Source organism: Endozoicomonas sp. YOMI1 (genome assembly GCF_024606345.1).
Lineage (GTDB): Bacteria > Pseudomonadota > Gammaproteobacteria > Pseudomonadales > Endozoicomonadaceae > Endozoicomonas.
On the sequence record NZ_JAHHPM010000293.1, the window covers coordinates 1 to 12,709 of the forward strand.

The 12,709-nt window shown below is 48.5% G+C and carries 12 protein-coding genes; 10 read left to right on the forward strand and 2 right to left on the reverse strand.

The window, feature by feature from the left end; all coding sequences use genetic code 11:
• Positions 1-248: 248 nt before the first annotated feature.
• Both KDK15_RS10255 and KDK15_RS10260 read right to left on the reverse strand, forming a co-directional pair.
• Positions 249-650: an amino acid permease gene (locus KDK15_RS10255; protein ID WP_257295265.1), complete on the reverse strand. Its 402-nt coding sequence runs from the start codon at positions 648-650 to the stop codon at positions 249-251.
• Positions 651-705: 55 nt separating this feature from the next.
• Positions 706-1,611, reverse strand: coding sequence for a class I SAM-dependent methyltransferase (locus tag KDK15_RS10260; RefSeq protein WP_257295266.1), 906 nt, complete (start codon positions 1,609-1,611; stop codon positions 706-708).
• A gap of 419 nt (positions 1,612-2,030) precedes the next feature.
• Here KDK15_RS10260 and KDK15_RS10265 point away from each other — a divergent pair, with 419 nt between their 5' ends.
• From KDK15_RS10265 to KDK15_RS10315, 10 genes are all read left to right on the forward strand, one after another.
• Complete coding sequence (locus KDK15_RS10265; protein WP_257295267.1) at positions 2,031-2,657, forward strand: GspH/FimT family pseudopilin; 627 nt, start codon at positions 2,031-2,033, stop codon at positions 2,655-2,657.
• The gene (gene pilV / locus KDK15_RS10270) at positions 2,648-3,166 is read left to right on the forward strand and encodes a type IV pilus modification protein PilV (protein WP_257295268.1); all 519 of its coding nucleotides are present in this window, start codon (positions 2,648-2,650) and stop codon (positions 3,164-3,166) included. Before KDK15_RS10265 ends, pilV (KDK15_RS10270) begins: the two co-directional genes overlap by 10 nt.
• Positions 3,163-4,212 (forward strand): PilW family protein, encoded by a 1,050-nt coding sequence (locus KDK15_RS10275; protein ID WP_257295269.1) that lies wholly within the window; start codon positions 3,163-3,165, stop codon positions 4,210-4,212. Before pilV (KDK15_RS10270) ends, KDK15_RS10275 begins: the two co-directional genes overlap by 4 nt.
• A complete protein-coding gene (locus KDK15_RS10280) occupies positions 4,212-4,835 on the forward strand; it encodes a PilX N-terminal domain-containing pilus assembly protein (RefSeq protein WP_257295270.1) in 624 nt (207 codons plus the stop codon). The genes KDK15_RS10275 and KDK15_RS10280 overlap by 1 nt, the downstream gene beginning before the upstream one ends.
• Before the next feature lie 44 nt (positions 4,836-4,879).
• Positions 4,880-9,673 (forward strand): pilus assembly protein, encoded by a 4,794-nt coding sequence (locus KDK15_RS10285; protein WP_257295271.1) that lies wholly within the window; start codon positions 4,880-4,882, stop codon positions 9,671-9,673.
• A gap of 1 nt (position 9,674) precedes the next feature.
• Positions 9,675-10,082, forward strand: a complete 408-nt coding sequence (locus KDK15_RS10290; protein WP_257295272.1) for a type IV pilin protein — start codon at positions 9,675-9,677, stop codon at positions 10,080-10,082.
• A gap of 126 nt (positions 10,083-10,208) precedes the next feature.
• The gene (locus KDK15_RS10295; RefSeq protein ID WP_257295273.1) at positions 10,209-10,748 is read left to right on the forward strand and encodes a GspH/FimT family pseudopilin; all 540 of its coding nucleotides are present in this window, start codon (positions 10,209-10,211) and stop codon (positions 10,746-10,748) included.
• Positions 10,745-11,335, forward strand: a complete 591-nt coding sequence (gene pilV, locus KDK15_RS10300; protein ID WP_257295274.1) for a type IV pilus modification protein PilV — start codon at positions 10,745-10,747, stop codon at positions 11,333-11,335. Before KDK15_RS10295 ends, pilV (KDK15_RS10300) begins: the two co-directional genes overlap by 4 nt.
• A gap of 3 nt (positions 11,336-11,338) precedes the next feature.
• Positions 11,339-12,133 carry a PilW family protein gene (locus KDK15_RS10305; protein ID WP_257295275.1) on the forward strand — a complete coding sequence of 265 codons (795 nt, stop codon included), beginning with the start codon at positions 11,339-11,341 and terminating at the stop codon, positions 12,131-12,133.
• Between the two features lie 93 nt (positions 12,134-12,226).
• A complete protein-coding gene (locus tag KDK15_RS10315; RefSeq protein WP_306800304.1) occupies positions 12,227-12,628 on the forward strand; it encodes a type IV pilin protein in 402 nt (133 codons plus the stop codon).
• The last annotated feature ends 81 nt before the right edge of the window (positions 12,629-12,709 follow it).

Consider the following 12,709-nt stretch of genomic DNA (forward strand, 5'->3'; position numbering starts at 1 on the left):
ATCCTCAATTTCTCGCAATCCTCGCTACGGGCGCTATTCTCGGACAGCCTCCTAGCCTTTTTCTTTAACCACATTTGCTTTTGTATTTTTTCCAAGAAGCCAGAACAACAAGCCAGGCAAAACCAGCACCAATCCAGTGAGGCTGTATATAGGATGCATATATATATGGTAGGTGACACAGAAAGTGACAGAGGCAATAAAAATCGCTGGGGCATAGGGCCAGAATAGAACGTTAATATTCTCATTCTTCAGTTTTGTTGAGACGCTTTTAGCTCGCTGGCAACGTAAATTACGGAGTTCCAGCCTGAATAGGCAAAGAATGCCCAGATAAAACCGGTTGAGAGACCGTCAATATGCCAATCTGCAGGGGACGGCAAGGAGCTGATGTTTAGTTGCTTCATGACTATCTGATCGGAAATTAGATAAATTATTCTGGAAATGAAAAGGTATTCACCTCCGGATTCCGGTATCTGCCTTGCCAAGGCTCCATAACAGGCCGCACCACAAAGCATGACCACGCCGGCAATTAACCAGATTAACAATACCAAGACAGGGTGACCGACCTGACTTAACATCAGACCTGATATGGTGAACGTACCAGCTCCAATGACATTGCCGATAATCAGCAGCACTGCACTGGTAAAACCCACTTTGTGATGACAGTCAGTCACATGTCACCATAGTCACTCATAACCAAGTGGTATCTCAGGGACTTTTTTGACCAACGGAAATAACCCTTGCATGGTCATACCAATGGACATCCGGGTTCATCCAGGCAGCCTGAATTAAAGGAAATAATGTGTCATGTTCCGGTATTTCCTTTAAGTACGGTTCGACTTGGCTGAAAGAAAGGTACATCAAACGACCATAAGCATTATCACCACCCTGAACACGTTTATAGGATATCTCTGCATCTACATTAACCAGACCGGCCTCTGACATCATATCTGCCAGCAGATATCCCTGATCAAAGTCAATATGTTTTGACATTCTGTGATATGCATCCACCGCATAATCGGGAAGCTTCGTATCAATTTTTCCAAACTCGCGGAACCGGTTTACATTTCCACCATCAACAAAGTCCTCAATGACCAGATAGCCACCCGGCTTCAATGATCGGGCCAGTTTGGCGATGAGCGCATAATTGTCATTCTGAGTCAGATGCATAAACACGAGTCGGATAAAAACCAGGTCAAACCTGTTGACGCCGGGATCGTAATCAGTGATATCTTCATGAATAACTTCAATCTGAGGGGCAACTGCCGCCACTTCATTAAGAAAGCGATCATCAATATCCAGTGCGATGACTTTCCCGTTCTCTCCTGAAGATTCCGCGAGGAATTGACTCATTGACCCCATACCCGGACCTATCTCCAGGAAATGACCGCCCATCTTCAGGTAAGGTTTCAAACTGGCCTGCGACTGAGAATCAAGAATCTGTTGCAAGGCTTCCAGTCGATGTCTACTCATATCCCACTTATTGGAAAGTGAGTAATTCCCTTCTGGTACCATTGGTTTCTCTACTGCTTCAGATTCAGCATAAGAACACATGGACAATAAAATCAGGAAAGTCAAAGTAAACCTTGTGGGGATGTTTCCAGTTATTCTCATAGTTGACACCTGCAAACAATGGGTGAGATCACAAGAATAGATGCCGGATACACTTTATCCACTTTTATTTCCAGATCAGTTTTCTAATTCTGATATGCATTCCCACGCAGAGCATGGGAACGAGGCAAGATTGATCAATGGTAATGAACAGCGATGAGCTGTATTGCACTGATTAATATGCGATCTCCTGTTTTTGGCACGTTGTTGTTTTATGGGGTACCTTGAACCATTGGTCAAAGGAAAAAAGCCATTAATAGGATAAACGTAACCACTTTATGTCTGCAGGTTCAATAATAATGGAGTGACAAACGCGGCTTTTTATCGCCTGAAAGCTTGCTTGCCGATCCAGTGTGAGTGACAACTTTTGGTGACTGGGTAGAGCAAAATATTGAGTGAGACTGAGTGCCAAGGATTGGGCAATGAAGTACAAGGTTGAGCATTGTTTTTCAGCACATTATGCTGCCAGCTGTCATACAACGTATGAGGGCAAGCATTATTTTTGGTCTGGTCATTCTCCCCATCGCAGGTTTAGCCCTTCGAAAGCAATGGGTATTTCTCTGGTTGAGTTGCTGGTTTCCTTGTCCGTTGCGGCTATTTTGATTGCAGCGTCTGCACCCAGCATGAAAACCCTTATTGTAAATAACCGGATCGATAATGTGGCAGATGAACTGTATGGCAGTTTGATGCTGGCCAGATCTGAGGCTGTCAAGCGACAGCGGACTGTTTCATTGTGCAGTACCATGGATGACCTGACCTGTGATGAAAGTAACTCTGGCTGGCATCATGGCTGGCTTATTTTTACCGATGAACGTGATGATGGTCTGTTGAACGACAGTGACCGGTTGCTTCGCCGTGTTTCAGGGCAATCAGAGTTTATCTCAATCCTGTGGAATCGTGGTTATAGCCTTCGCTTCAATAGCCGTGGACAGACTAGTCAATCAGGTACTTTTCAGGTTTGTGACCAGGACAGTAACAGTGATGCCAAAGCGATTATCATCAGCATGTCTGGACGTCTCCGGACGGAGGAGCGGGGAGCATGTGGTTGAAGGGTGTTCATGGTGGTGACAAAAGCCCTGAGCAAAAAAACCGGGGAGTAGGGTTGATTGAAGTATTGATCAGCCTTCTGGTGATCACTATTGGCATTCTGGGTATGGCAGGGGTGCATAGCAGTAGTCTGCAGTATAACCAGTCGGCCTATGTGCAATCACAAGCTACCTTTTTAGCTACGGATATGCTGGATCGTATTCAGGCTAACAGCAGTCTGGCCAGAAGCGGTACCAGTTATCGGGTAGGTTTGAATGAGCTTGAATACAGCCAATGCATTGACAGCGCCTATCCCAATAGCTGCGAAGCTGGAAGCTGCACTCCTCAGGAGATGGCGGCCTACGATATTTTGCAATGGAAGTTTCAGCTGACCTGCCAGGTTCCGGAAAGCAAGGGTTCAATTACCTACCAGGACAGCGATGGTGTTCGAACTTATATCATTCGTCTGAGTTTTCCGGATATGGGCAACAGGGTCCCCCTGAGTGATGTGGTATTAAGAGGGATACTATGAAGCGGATTGAGAAAGGATTCTCACTGGTTGAAATGATGATTGCCCTGGCCCTTGGATTGGTTCTTTTTACCGGGGTTGGCCACCTGGTCCTGGCATCCAGCCGATCGTGGGCATTGCAGGATGAACTGGCACGGGTTCAGGAAAATGGCCGACTGGCCCTGGATATTCTGGGGCAAAGTATCAGTACTGCGGCATATACCGGCTGTCCTGCCCAGGCAAACCTGGCCAATTTACTCTATTCCGAAAGCGATAATCGTCAGTGGATGATGCATTTTGATAAAGGTGTTCTGGGCATTCCTTCTGGCAACAGTGTTAAACAACAGCTGGACAGTAATGCTATCTCTGAAGCCATTATTATCCACAGTGTTGATAGCAATCAGTCTGCTCTGGTCAGTGGCCATAATACTGGCACTGCTTCGGTCACACTGGCTGAAAGCCGTAGCCATGATGAAGGTGATCTTCTGGCGCTGATTTCATCAGATTGTGGACAGGTTTCCATTTTCCGGGCAGGGGCTGCAACAACCAGTAGTGTGGTGACTCATCCGGCTGCAGGTAGTGGCAGCCTGTATAACTGTATCAGTCAGTTACAGGGTAACTTCAGTTGTCATGGCAGTACTGTTGGTTCCGGCAATATCAACCACCGGGGATCACGACTGGCACCATTGCAGTCTTATGCGTTCTATCTGAGGGAAAGTAATAACGTACCTGTACTGTATCGGAAACTGGCGGGTGAATACGCCAGTGGCAATAGCATCAATACAGAAGCGCTGGTTGAAGGCATTGAAGGGTTGAGTATTCGCTATGGGCTGGACAGTGATAATGACGGGGTTGCCAACCGGTATATGACCGCTGGTGAAATAACACCATACAGCGATGAGTGGCGGCGCATTATTACGGTCAAGCTTGAACTGCTGGTTCGGAGTTTCACTGAAGTGGCCCCGGAAGCTCAGGCCTATTTCTTTGCTGGCCAGCGAGTGCTACCAAATGATCTATACGTTCGCCGGAGCTTTATGAAAACCATTAAGCTAAGGAACCGGGGGCTATAATGGGGATCTTTTTAAATATATCAGGAATCAGACGACGTACTGAATCCTTCTGCAAAAGCAGTTTACTGAATCCGGAAATAGGTGAGAAAGGAAGTGTATTGCTGGTCAGTCTGGTGATGTTGCTGGTTATTACCGTTGCTGGTTTGACCACCGTAAAAATGGCAACGCTTGAAGAGAAGATGAGTGGTAATTATCAGGATCAGCAGATGGCATTTTATGCGGCAGAGGCGGCGTTAAAACAGGCGGAAAATTTTATTGCCGACAATGAACTGGCCTTATCCAGCTTTGGCGTGAATTGTGACAATGGGTACTGTTTTGCCGGAAGCGATATTGACGATATTGGCAGCTGTGACCCGGGTGTTTCCGAGCCATGGTTAACTGGGACCTTGTGGAGTGATAACGGTCGACACAGACTAACGACAGTTTCCATCAGCGGTATATCGGCTCAGGCCAAATATATTATTGAATTTCGCTGCTATATCGCCAAAGAAGCGTCAGGGCCTTTACCAGATCCGGCCAATCGTGTGGACTGGGCTCAGTTCTATCGGATTACCGCTCTGGCTACCGGCGGTTCGGGTGATTCGCGGGTAATGCTCCAATCGTCGTATAAAAAAAGCAGCTGATTTTGAGTCAGTTGTGGAATATTAACAGGTAAGTGGAGGTGATCATGGATCGATATACCTCACATGGTTTTACTTTCAGGCAGGTCATGTTGTTCGGACTGCTGTTGCTGTTTTCTTTTGGGGCCAATGCTGAAGCGGTTTCCAGTGATTATGCAGCAACGCCCCCCTTGATCAGTAACACCTCGGAACCACTGGTTATGCTGGTGATGTCTGTTGACCATGAACTTTTTAAAAAAGCGTACAGTGATTATACGGACCTGGATTCGGATGGCCGGTTGGATACTAGCTATGTGGATAGCTTTGACTATCTGGGGTACTTCGACAGTAACTGGTGCTATCAATACGCTTCCGGGCGCTATTCACCGGTAGCCCAAGCCACAGGTGATCACGGGCATTATTGCACCACTTCTCAGGCTCCCTGGAGTGGTAACTTTCTGAACTGGGCCACCATGACACGGATGGACATCCTCAGAACGGTACTTTTTGGCGGAAAAAGATCAACGGATACTGATAATCAAACGATACTGGAACGGGCTTATATCCCCAGGGATGTGCATGCGTTTGTCAAAATTTATAGAAGTAGTGATTCGGGCATTCCTACCGAGAATTTTACGCCCTATACCCACAGTGAGATCAGTCTCTGTAATGTTGCCGGTTCCGAAAATGGCACTCCTGAAGTCAGGGTTGCCAGGGAGGCCTGGCCGCGTTGGGCTTCCACTGAAGTAAAGCAGTGCCAGTGGAGCGCACAGAACAGTCCTTCTACTTGGTACAGATTAACAACGAACGATGTTTATGTTGAGGCTTGCGTAACAGATAAAGACGCTGTTAATACGGATCGCTGTAAGCTTTACGGCACTGGCAAGAGTAAGCCCGTAGGGTTGCTTCAGCAGTATGGTGAGTCAGGGGATATCCGTTTTGGTTTAATCAGTGGCTCTTATGATAAAAATATTTCCGGTGGTGTACTGCGACGAAATATCAGCAAAATTGCCGGAAATGCCCAGAGTTCTGATGATGAAATAGAGCTTTCTTCCGGACGCTTTACCCGTGTTGAAGGAATTATTCATAACATCAATCAATTCAGGCTGGCGAAGTACAGTTTCTCCCAAAATAAATATACGGACTGCAATACCTACGGCATTTCTGTATCAGCGTTTAAATCCAGCAGAGGCACCTACTCTTCACGTCATTGCAGTATGTGGGGGAACCCTCTGGCGGAACTGTATCTGGAAGCACTTCGTTACTTTGCCGGAGAAACTACGGCTACCAGTGGCTTCGACACCAGCAATGACAGAGCCTTTGTCAGTGATCTGTCCAGAGAAAGCTGGGCGAATCCAATGTCAACAGATAATGCCTGTGCCAACTGTTCGATCATTGTTTTATCGACGGGATTGAACTCATTCGATACGGATCAGCTGTCCAGTAGCTCAGATCTTCCGGGTATGACGGGAACCAGCTCTGTCAACAGTAAAACTGATGAAGTCGGGGATCATGAGTATGGTGGTAGTTTTGCCGGTCATTATCTAGTGGGGGGGACGGGTAGTACACGTCAATGTACTGCTAAGTATCTATCTGGTCTTTCCGATGCTGTGGGCCTGTGTCCGGAAATTCCCCAGCTGGAAGGTGGCTATCAAGTGTCCGGACTGGCTTTTCATGGCAACACGACAGACCTGCGACTGGATCTTGATGGCAATCAGAAAGTGAAAACCTATGCCATAGAGCTGGCCGAAACCATGCCCGGTTTTACCCTGAATGCGGAGGATAGGCTATTTACTTTTCAGCCGGTTTGTCAGACCAGTGCAAATTTTGGCAGTGGTAGCGGTAATTTTTCCGGCAGTGGCAGTGATTGCACGCTGACCGACGTAGTGGTTGAGGAACTGATACTGGATGGGGCTGGGCAGGTGGTTGAGGGGACTCTGCTGTTTACCTGGGAGGATTCTCTCTGGGGTAACGATTATGACTACGATGCGTCTTCCAGAATCAAGTTTTGTGTAGGCAATCAATGCAACCTAACGGCAGACAGCACTCTGAATACCTCCGGGTTTAATGCCAATGAAGTCAGGGTGGCTGTGCAGGTGGATGGTGTATTTGCCGGTCTGAATATGCGCTTCTCTTACACCGTCACCGGGAGTTCGGGGAGTGATGGACTGCAAAGTAATTACGCCTATAAGGGAACAACGGCATTTCAGGTCACTGATTTTACCGCTTCCGGAACGGCTGCTGGCGTGTTACCCAAACCGCTGTTTCTTGCTGCAAAATACGGTGGTTTTATCGATCTTGATGGCGATGGCAGCCCAAATCATGATGCTGATGGGGATGGCATTGCGGATAGCGGCGATCACCGGGAGTGGGACAATAGAAATAATGTAACTGGAGCCCTTGGCTCGGATGGCTTGCCAGATAACTATTTTTTCGCCAGAAATCCAGCCTTGCTTGCCAGTCAGTTGGGGCAGGTACTGGAGGATATTTCCAGTCGGGTCTCTTCGGCAACGAATGCGGCGCTGTTTGCCAATAGCTCTACAGGCACTGGCGCGATCTATCAGGCACTGTTTCAGCCAAGCCTTGATATCAATGGCAAGTCGGTGACCTGGGGAGGCATTCTCCACTCGTTGTTTATCGATAGCAAAGGCTATATCCGGGAAGATGGCAATGGGAATGCCCAACTGGATGACTACAGCTCGGATAAGATTGTTGAACTGTTTTTTGATCCAAATGCGGGTCAGACAATGGTCCAGCGCTACACTTCTGACGACTTTGGTGTCACCAAGGTAGCCGATGGTCCGCTGAAATCACTCGCTTCGCTGGAGACGATTTGGGATGCCAGAGAACAGCTGGCCTTATTGAGTGATCTGACCAATCAGAGAACCTATAATGCGCTCGCCTCCGGTGGCCGACATATGCTGACCTGGCTGGATATCAATAATAATCAGCAGGTGGATGATGGCGAGCAGCTGCCTTTTATGCCCTTAACCTTTACTGGAAAGGAGGGCTATCTGGGCGTCTCTGTCAGTGAAGTCGCTACTGTCGTTAACTATGTTCGGGGAGAAGAGCAGGCCGGGACCCGTTCCCGTACCATCGATTTTGATGAAGATGGTATTGATGATGTCTGGCGCCTTGGGGACATTGTTCACTCAACACCCAGACTGGTGGCAGCACCCGATAGCCGTTATGACGTCTATTATAACGACAGCAGCTATCGAACCTTCCGCAATCAATACCTTAATCGGCGGCATGTGCTCTACGTTGGTGCCAACGATGGTTTGATTCATGCCTTTAATGGCGGGTTCTGGGAAGAGAGTTCCTACCGCTATGAGCGCACATCCAGTAATGGTGAGGTACAGCATCCGCTGGGTTCAGAGCTCTGGAGCTATGCACCAATGAACCTGTTACCCCACCTTCGCTGGCTCACTGAGACCGATTACCCCCATGTGTATTACATGGATTCAGAACCCCTGGTCTTCGATGCCAATATCTTCCCTGATGACAGTATTCATCCTGGTGGCTGGGGAACGGTTCTGGTGGTAGGTATGAGACTGGGTGGGGGTAATATTGATGTCACCATCGACAGCGAAAGTCGCACCATGCGCTCGGCCTGGGTGGTGTTGGATATTACTGACCCCGAGCAACCACCTGAATTACTGGCTGAAATTACCCATGCTGATCTGGGTTTCACAACCTCACGGCCTGCGCTGATTAAAAGGCGGGAAGCCGGTACGGATGTTAATGGCGAGACCGATTGGAGCAACCCGGTACAAAACGAATGGTACCTGGTGTTTGGCTCCGGGCCAGCAGGCAGCAGTTCTGCTGCTTTGAGATCAGCCCTGGAGCAGGGAACGTCGGATCAGAATCTACGGGTTTTTGTTTATGATCTGAGTAATAAGAAATTTGTTGCCGGTTTTGACCCCCTGGCGACCTCTTATTCCACGGCTTATGCAGGAGATATGGTTGCTGAAGACTGGGACCGGGATTACCAGGATGATGCCGTTTACTTCGGCACGGTTGAGACCGGAGGTGTCAGTTTGACTGGGAAGCTGATGAGGCTCAGGCTGACATCGGTGCTGGAGAACTCCAGCCTGAATGTGTTTATGGATGCCGGGCAGCCGATTATGGCGCCCCCCATGACGGTCACTGATGACAACAGTTTCTGGGTATACTCTGGAACAGGACGGCTGCTGACCAATGGTGACAATCGCAGTACGGCGGCCAACTATTTCTATGGTGTTCAGGAACCGTTAAACAGCTCCAGGCAATTTACTTATGCATCCGTCAGCCAGAGTAATCTGGTCAATGTGGGGGATGTGGCTGTATTTACCAATGGCGATGTCCGGCAGAAGTCAGACTCCTCCTATACGCCATTTACGGTAGGCTCCCAAATCATCAGCAGTTTTGGCACCTTACAGGCGGTGGTCGCTGAGCAGGGGGGATGGAAGCTGCCCCTTAGTGTTGATGGCTCTGACCCAGCCGGGCGGAGTGTGAGCAGCGCTGCCAGGTTATTCTCCCAAATCCTGTTTACTGAGTACCGCCCACCTGCGGACAGTTGCTCCATTGATGGTACAAGCGCATTCTATGCCGTTCATTACCTGACCGGTACCGCATCGCCTGATGCCGTTCTGGGCAGTGTACCCGTTGATAGTCTGGAGCTTGAGCGTGCGCTGAATAAGGTGAGTCTGGGGATTGGTTATGCTTCTTCTCCGGTGGTCCATCAGGGGGAAAGAGGGAAGCTGACTGCAGTGACTCAGGGGGCTGGAGGCAGTATTCGTTCAACAAACCTTGATTACAGTTTCAGCTCGGAAGGACGGCAGAGCTGGTGGCAGATTTTCAGAATTCCATGGATTGATTGATATGACTACAGCTAAGCCAGTGATAAAGAGTCATGAAAAGGGTTTTTCATTACCCGAACTGATCATTGTTGTTGCCATTATTGGTCTTCTGGCAGGCATCGTTTACCCCACCTATAGCCAATATATGTATGAAGTTCGGCGCAGCGATGCCTGGGCCGCCCTGACGGCAGCTGCTGCTGCCCAGGAGCGCTGGTACTCCGTCAACCATGCCTATACGGACTCCATGGATAAGCTCGGTGGAAGTGGTTCTCCTGAAGGTTATTACACCCTTAGCGTTGAAGCAGACACTTCTTCATTTACCCTGACAGCGAAGGCTCTGGGCAATGGTGTTCAGGCAACGGATTCAGGTTGTACACAGTTTACTGTGGATCATTTAGGCGTCCTGGCCCCGGAAGCGTGCTGGAAATAAAACACGGATTCTGACTATTGCTATTTTTTATCTTTATATTTGTACCGTCTATCGACTTCTGAACGACTGTTTAACACACACACCTAGATTTAAATAAAGGCATTCTTGACAAGGAAGTATGTGGGTTTGTTATTTCTTCAAACAGCGTTAAACCATAAATACAACCGTGGCTTCACTCTTATAGAGATGATGATCACAATTGTCCTGATAGCCATCATGGTTAATTTGGTGGTTCCCATGGGGCAGGTTGCTGAAAAATTCAAACTTGATTACGTGAATCAGCGGATCTATTCCAGTGCAGTTCTGGCCAGAAGTGAAGCGATCAAGCGCGCTGTAACCGTTAGCGTCTGTCGCTCCACAACAGGAAATTCGTGCCAGGCCGGGACGAACTGGGCAGATGGCTGGGTTGTTTTCGTTAACCGCAATGGCAACAACAGCATTGACTGGGGGGAAGACATTATTCGGGTGTATAACCCGGTCAGCAGTCCCGTTGAAATTCATTGGCACAGCAATGCCCCGCTGCTCAGTTTCAGGCCCAGAGGCAGTGCAGTTCAACAGGGCATCTTCACTTTATGCTCTGTGCCAAAAAGACCAATATTCCAGCGGCTGGTGAATATTTCAGGATCAGGGTTGATTCGGAAGCGGGAGGGTGCGAATTGTTTATGACCGACCATATCAGGCCCATAAATGCCAGGCCCACAAATGCAGAAACAGGTTCCCTTTCGGTTGCGGCTTTTCACAAGACAGGACGGCAACCCGGACCTTTCCGGCAAAAAGGTATTGGTCTTGTTGAAGTCATGATCGGCGTGCTGATTTTTGCCGGGGGGGTAATGGCGCTTACTGGTATGCAAAGCCAGGCCATTCGAGCGAATCATGACGCAATTCAGCGATCTCAGGCCGTATGGATGGCCAATGCCACTGCTGAGTTAATGAGGTTAAACCCTGACGGGCTGCCAACTTATGTTAGAGAATCATCAGCAGCCTCCGCTAATTTGGATTCCTTCTGCCAGGGTTCTCCTCCCTATTGTATTGGTACGACATGTGATGCTGATCTAATGGCGTCGTTTGATATGCATGGTTTGATGTGTAGCAGTGCAAATACCATGATCGAACCGAAAATGGACATTCAGTGTTATGGTTCCTGCGGGCCGACGGATAAAGTCACAATCCTGGTTTCCTGGGGCGCAAGGGGATCGGAAAAAGGTGTTCTTGAGGATCGTCAGCAGGTTAAATTCAGGTACAACAGGAATTGAATAATGCCAGTGACTAACGTAATTAATCATCAACAGGGATTCAGCATTGTAGAAATGATGCTGGCCTTTGTTTTGGGGCTGATTGTCGCAGGCAGTGCTTTACAGTTAATGGTGAACAATAGTCGCTCCGCCAGTGTGAACGAGTTTATTGCCACGGCTCAGGAAAATGGACGTCATAGTTTGTATATCATGAGTACTGAGTTTCGCAGAGCCGGCTACAGATCCAAGATCGGAGCAGATCCAACTCAACCTTTCTATCTGGGCAGATGTGAAGGGGGGGCGATTTGCACCATTGACGGTGGTGGTACCAACAGTGATCGGGTTGCCATTCAATATGAGCCGGTGCCGAATAGTGACAATGGTCAGCTTCAGGACTGTACGGGAGCAACCGTTGTCCCGGGTGCATTGACAGCGGATGTTTATTTTGTGGCCCGGGACCATTCAAACGATAACATTAATACCTTGTTTTGCCGTGGTTATGATCCATTAACGGGCAATCCGCGGGCTAACGCCCTGGCACTGGTTCAGGGCGTGGAGCGGTTGCAGGCACTTTATGGGATTGCCCCGACGGGGGAAGAAGATATTAACCAGTATGTGACAGCCTCAGGGGTGAGAGACTGGCGACAGGTTTTAGGTATACGTTTTGGTGTCCTGGTCAGTGCCGGAAAGGAATCACGTGTTTTTGATAAAAGGTCCAGAACCTATAACCTGCTCCACAGTGGGAGTTTGACACTGGATGATCAGACGCCAAGGTACATGTACAGTACAGCCATCCGTTTGAATAATACTGGAATGTAATTTTCTCAAAAAAGAAAAAAACAGACGGGCTCTTTTTACTGATTAAGAACCATTGGCTCCATACCCGTTATCCGACAGTTCCGGAGAGAACCGATGAATAAGGTTAATAAAGGTTTCAGCTTGATTGAACTAATGATTGCCATGGCCATTATTGGTATTTTGGCATCCATTATGCTGCCCAGCTATCATCAATATGCCACCGAATCAAGAAGAGGTGAGGGCGTTGCCATGCTGACGAACGTCATGCAGCAGCAGGAACGGTACTACACCGAGATGTTGAGATACACGGCTAATCTGGCTGATTTAGGATTTGACACCACGAGCCCTGTAGAGTCTGAAAGTGGCAATTACCAGATACAGGCAGGTCCATGTGGCGCAGACCCCCTGGAGCGCTGCGTGCAGTTAACCGCTGTTGCCCAGGGTTTGCAGACAGCCGATGGCAATATGACTTTGAACAGCCGCGGAGTGCGCACACCTCAGAGCCACTGGCGGTGATGTTATACCAATTCCACCTTCTAAATATGAACTGCGCAGCCATTTTGAACAGCTGGATCTTCGTTGGAATTCCTCGCAATA